The following is a 2,489-nucleotide window of genomic DNA, read 5'->3' on the forward strand; positions in this document are numbered from 1 at the left end:
ATAAAACCACCCAAAGCTAACATCATGGTATTTAATCCGAAAGGCTAGAGGCTATGGCTAAACGTTGCTGTTTTGCATAGCGTTCAAGTGCTTGATTGACAGCATCTCTGATTTCGTCCTTGAGACCATTGGGGACGGAAATATTTAGATTTGTAATGGTTACACGGGCGTCTACTTCAACGGGCTTATGAACCGTAATTGGCTTTGGAGCTTTAAAGGCACCTACTTTATTTGTTGCCTGCATTTGTCCTGTTTCAACGACACTTGTATTAAAACCACTCTTGCGTTTTTCAGGGGGGGTATTTGTAACCACTACTGTATCAACCATTTTTTTTGCGCGTGAATTGGTTTCTTCGGTAAAGGTTTTTAAAGTCTGGGTTGAAGTCTTGTCTATTGAAACATTAAACCCTAACTTTTCTTTCATCCAATTAGGCATCCAGCTGGTTAATTTGCTTATCATGCCGCTAAACCATTCAGACAGAGCATTCCATTGGCTTTTGATACCGTCCCACAAGCTACCAATGAGATTGGTTCCTGCTTCCATGAGATTGATCCCAAACAGCCACTCAATCAATGCATTGATTTTTTTTGAAATCCAAGAGAGCGGTGAAAAGTTTTTAAAGAGCGTCAAGAGGTTATTGAAAACGTTACTACATAAGCTCGCAAAAGAATTCCACAAGTTGCTTATGAAGCTTACTACCGTATCCCAATTTTTGTAGAGCAGATATCCAACTCCAACAAGGGCTGCTATGCCGCCAGCGATCCAGCCGATAGGAGTGGTCATGATTGCGATACCAAGCGATATAAAAGCAGAACTAACGGCAGTTATTGCCGAAATCAGTGTCCCTACAAGAGTTAAAGCAAGACTGGCAACTGCAGAAGCAGCTGAGGCTAATGCTGAAAGCAGTGATCTTCCCAGAGTAGCAGAAAATCTAATAAAAGCTTTATCTGCTGCGATTATTTTTGAGAGCAGGGATTTTCCAAGATTTGCAGCCAGACCGGTAATTTTAGAACCAACGGAAGTGAAGGCTGAAAGCACTGGTCCTGAAAGAGCGAAAGCAAGCCTGATAAAAACTGCGCTTACTATGGCTAGTGATGTAAGCAGCCAGCCATTGATTTTGTCCCAATTTTTGTAGAGCAGATATCCAGCTCCAACAAGTGCTGCAATACCACCAAGTATCCACCCGATAGGTGTCGTCATTATAGTATAACCAAGCGTGACAAATGCGGCTCCTACGGCTGCTAATGCGGCAATGAGTGGACCAAAAATGAACGAACCAAGTGCCACAAGTCCTACCTTAAAGAGGGTTATTTCACCAATCAACGGCTCCATCCATTGAAACCAGCCTTTAATTCTCTCTGTAAGATCACTGATGCCTCTTCTCAAATCAGAGGTAGGATTAAGCAAATCATTAAAGACTTTTTTTACGCTTTTAGCCCAGCTCGCAACGGTTGTTTGAATGAGGTCGCGGTTTTCATCAATCAGGCGAGAAAAACCGTCAATCATATCATTAATAACGGGCATGAAACGCGCGCCAATAAAGCTCGCGATACCGCCTATTTTTTTCTTAAAGGCTCCCATCTTGTCACTTAAATCTGCTGCATAGCGTGCGACATCGGCACCTATCAGCCATTTTCCTTTTCGCGCCTTTGCAAACAGCTCTTTAATGGGTGCCATGCCTTGTGCAAGCATGGTCGCCATTTCTTTGCCATCACCCCCAAACAGCAGAGCGGCAATATGCTGTCTTTGTGCTTGGCTTTTCATCTTACTCATCTTGTCGGTAATTTCTTCTAACAAGACAGAAGTGGATTTGAGTTTTCCAGAAGTGTTTTTGACAGAAATGCCAAGTGCTTCAAAGCCCATCATGCCTCTTTTTTGTCCAGCATAGGCTTGTGCCGAACGCCTATTTAAAACCGCTAAGGATTGTTGAAAAAGTTCGGCAGAAGTGCCTGAATTATCGGCTGCATCACCCCATAATTGAAGTGATGCAACACTCATATTTAAATGGTGTGATGCGTGATAAAGACTATCTCCCAGATGCATGGTTTTCATGGTGAGGGCGGCTACACTTGCCACAAGACCACCACCAGCAAGCCCTAAGACACCGGTAAAGACTGAAGCACGACTTGCCGCCACTCCAAGAGCACTTTGAACGCCATGAAGGCTTTTTGTCATGTTTTTGACAGCAGCAGAAAAGCGCGGAATACCCAAACTATGTGAGAGTGTTTTTGACAATGTATCGAATTTTTTTTGAAGATGTTTAAGAGGTGCGGTGAGTTTGTCTTCAAGAGATAATTTTACCTTTGCATCGGCTACTTTTTCACTCATTTTATCTTATCCCTTTTTGCTGCTTGTTTTCGCCAGAATATTAATTCTTGCGGTTCCATTTCCATCATGTCCGGAAGAGACCAATGAAAAACAATGGCGATATCGGCTATGAGTTTAGCGGCAGTTTCCCAGTCGAGGTGTCCCGCCGCTTGATAAAAGA

2 protein-coding genes are annotated in these 2,489 nt (G+C 43.1%); both read right to left on the reverse strand.

Features of this window, described 5'->3' with window-relative positions; genetic code table 11:
* Nucleotides 1–31: 31 nt before the first annotated feature.
* Nucleotides 32–2,329, reverse strand: coding sequence for a phage tail protein (locus tag ACFILT_RS09265; RefSeq protein ID WP_375679969.1), 2,298 nt, complete (start codon nucleotides 2,327–2,329; stop codon nucleotides 32–34).
* Nucleotides 2,326–2,439 (reverse strand): GpE family phage tail protein, encoded by a 114-nt coding sequence (locus ACFILT_RS09270; RefSeq protein ID WP_375679970.1) that lies wholly within the window; start codon nucleotides 2,437–2,439, stop codon nucleotides 2,326–2,328. Before ACFILT_RS09270 ends, ACFILT_RS09265 begins: the two co-directional genes overlap by 4 nt.
* Nucleotides 2,440–2,489 lie beyond the last annotated feature (50 nt).

The organism is Bartonella sp. AP7XZML, assembly GCF_042195745.1.
In the GTDB taxonomy this organism is placed as follows: Bacteria; Pseudomonadota; Alphaproteobacteria; order Rhizobiales; family Rhizobiaceae; genus Bartonella.

Excerpts from the sequence above, each read along its gene's own strand:
- ACFILT_RS09265 (WP_375679969.1), bottom strand. The coding sequence starts at position 2,329 with ATGAGTGAAAAAGTAGCCGATGCAAAGGTAAAATTATCTCTTGAAGAC.